Origin of the sequence: Neorhizobium sp. JUb45 (assembly GCF_004343585.1) — a bacterium.
GTDB lineage: Bacteria > Pseudomonadota > Alphaproteobacteria > Rhizobiales > Rhizobiaceae > Neorhizobium.
In genome coordinates this window covers 1-2431 of sequence record NZ_SLYW01000029.1, presented here as the reverse complement: position 1 = coordinate 2431, position 2431 = coordinate 1, and the positions used below count along the sequence as shown (strand labels likewise).

Below are 2431 nucleotides of genomic sequence, written 5' to 3'. Positions count from 1 at the left end.
TTCACTGAATCTGCTCGTCTTCATCAAAATCTCCTCGATCATAAAGCCCGAGAAAATTCTACTTTTGAAGTCCGTTAATTGCCGGGGGGATTACCGACGCACTATCCCTTCAAGACAACCAGTTCATGGAGCAGTCTCAGCAAAACACAAGGAGCCTAATAAATATTTGTAAAGAGGCTCCCGAATCCCAATCCTGCCGTAGCAAAATCTATGACCTGCTGGCATTTTCCGACGCTATGGACAAAGATCGACGCGAGGGAAGCACCGGAAATGCCAACGCATCAGGTTTCGCCGTTAAGCAGTCGGGGTTCGAGTACGATCTCCTACTCGCAGAGAGCTTGCGGAGCGCGGTAACCGGTTCCAAACCAGCTAACGTCGCTATCGAGGAGTTCCTCGTCGAGCTGGCAAAGAAAGAGGGGGGCGTTAATGCGTTTCTCGATGCCGTCGGGGTGGTCGGTGGAGTAGCGGCTTGCAGCAGCGGAGCAGGCACTGCACTTTGCGTTGCCGGTGCGATCGGTGCAGTGGCCAGTGCAAATCACCTTTATGGCGATATGCAGCAGGCCATTAGCGGGGAAACCGCAAAGACTGCGTTGGTGCAAACGCTCGTCGCCAGCGGAATGACCCCGGAAGAGGCTGAGAAGTATCAGCGCTTCGTAGATATTGGTACTGTTGCTGTCGCTGTAACCTATGAAGGCGGACGGGCGATCTATCGCTTGTCGGTCAATCTCAGCAAATTGAAGACGGGTGAACAAGCCGTTGCAGCGCTGAATGGAATGCCGCTCAATGAAGGTGCCAGCTCCATAGTTGCACAGGACTTGCTGCGCAACGAACTCGCGATTCGAAGCGGAATTCCCAGAAACATCTCCCAAGTGGCGGGTTCTAGCTTCGAAGACCTTGCAACCAGTTACCGCCTTGATGGCGCTACTGTAACTCGAGGTACGCCGACGGCTAGTTCAACCGCTGGCATTGAAATTTTAAATATTCAAAACCATAAGCTTGTCAAACAAGTGGAAATCCATCCGGGCGGTGGCAGTCATGACTCAGGCAAGTATTACAAGTTCACCTATCATGATGGAACGACTGTCAGAGTGATTGACACGTCGCAGAGATTCATACCGGGCCAAATCTTCGATAATCAGCACTATTATGATTTCGCTGGAAACCCGATTACGTATGTCAAGGGCACGCCTACGGTAGGTGAAGTGCCTGGAACCGTGGCCCATTGGGTAATAAAGGAAAATAAATAACCAATGTCGGATGATCACTCTCACCAGTTACCAGTCATGAACGCTCCATTTGTCCCTGCTAAAAGTGCAGCGGGATTTGTAGTTGGAATGTCATTCTCTGAAGCTGTCAGTCGAATTTCGGCTCAAGACAAAATTACTTTTGATGAACGAAATATGGCGAGCATTGATTATGATAATTTCATTGAAAAAAACGAGGGTTGGGTTTCCCATATTCAAAAAAATATACAAGATCAATCAACAAAAAAACAAATTGTATTTCGTTCAAAAATTGTAGTTCTTAATTTTGCTAGTAACGATATTCTTTATCGAATAGTTGTTGGAGGTGATTATCAAAGTAAAATTGGCGGTGTGGGTACTGGCGATGATATTGCTCAAATCGGCGCAGGTTATTCGGTCGAGTTTAACCCAGTGGAAGACGATTTCATTCTGTATAAGGACGGAGAATGGGTGCCTGGGTTACATTTTTGGACCGATGCAATGCAACCTTTGAATTTGGTGCCGCATCAGGTGATCAATTTTGTATCCATTCATGATGTTTCTCTCGCAGGGTAACGCCAAGTCAAGTATCGGTTCCATAATAGCACCTTACGCGGACATTGAGCCCCCGGAATTTCAAAAAAGCGTACGTGTTCAGATGCTTATATATTTAAAGTGCGACATGTTGATGGTTCGATTCCGTTCAAGACCTTATAGCAACCTGAGCTTAGGCGCACCTACCGATAACTCAAGTCGGGCTGCCAAGTCGGTGCGATAGGTAGAAAATTGAGTCGACCAGGGCAACGGCGGCAAGGGGCAATGCCAATGTCATTCCCCAAAGTCCGGGTGCGGCATCTGGAAGAGCTTTGAGCGCGGCACCCCACGGTAAAGTATCAGCCCTATACGAATCGAAGCCGGCAATAAACGATGCCATAATCGATGTGATGCAGGCGGCCGCCATTCGCACCCCTGCTTTCGATCTCTGCTGAACCGTTCGACCCAGAACGAAGAGGCTGAAAAAGCCGATCAAAATCGCAACCGGTGCTCCCGGATTGAATAGACCTTGATGGCCTTTCTCAGCCACATCCTTAAACGTTGTGACGATGTTATTACAGAGGTGGCTCGGGAAATCTGCACAGCGGGGATAAGTGGAATTTCTGCCTGACTTCGGCTTAGATGCCGGGAACAGGAGATACCATGACGAGACG

The 2431-nt window shown here is 48.7% G+C and carries 3 protein-coding genes; 2 read left to right on the top strand and 1 reads right to left on the bottom strand.

Translation table 11 applies throughout. The annotated features are described in order from the left end of the window. Positions 1-125: 125 nt before the first annotated feature. Both EDF70_RS29825 and EDF70_RS29820 read left to right on the top strand, forming a co-directional pair. Complete coding sequence (locus tag EDF70_RS29825; protein ID WP_132281920.1) at positions 126-1247, top strand: hypothetical protein; 1122 nt, start codon at positions 126-128, stop codon at positions 1245-1247. A gap of 3 nt (positions 1248-1250) precedes the next feature. Continuing rightward, a complete protein-coding gene (locus EDF70_RS29820) occupies positions 1251-1799 on the top strand; it encodes a hypothetical protein (RefSeq protein WP_132281918.1) in 549 nt (182 codons plus the stop codon). 172 nt (positions 1800-1971) lie between these two features. Here EDF70_RS29820 and EDF70_RS30175 read toward each other — a convergent pair. Continuing rightward, the coding region (locus tag EDF70_RS30175) for a hypothetical protein (protein WP_165932197.1) at positions 1972-2431 on the bottom strand (460 nt) is incomplete at its 5' end.

Excerpts from the sequence above, each read along its gene's own strand:
- EDF70_RS29820 (WP_132281918.1), top strand. The coding sequence starts at position 1,251 with ATGTCGGATGATCACTCTCACCAGTTACCAGTCATGAACGCTCCATTT.
- EDF70_RS29825 (WP_132281920.1), top strand. The coding sequence starts at position 126 with ATGGAGCAGTCTCAGCAAAACACAAGGAGCCTAATAAATATTTGTAAA.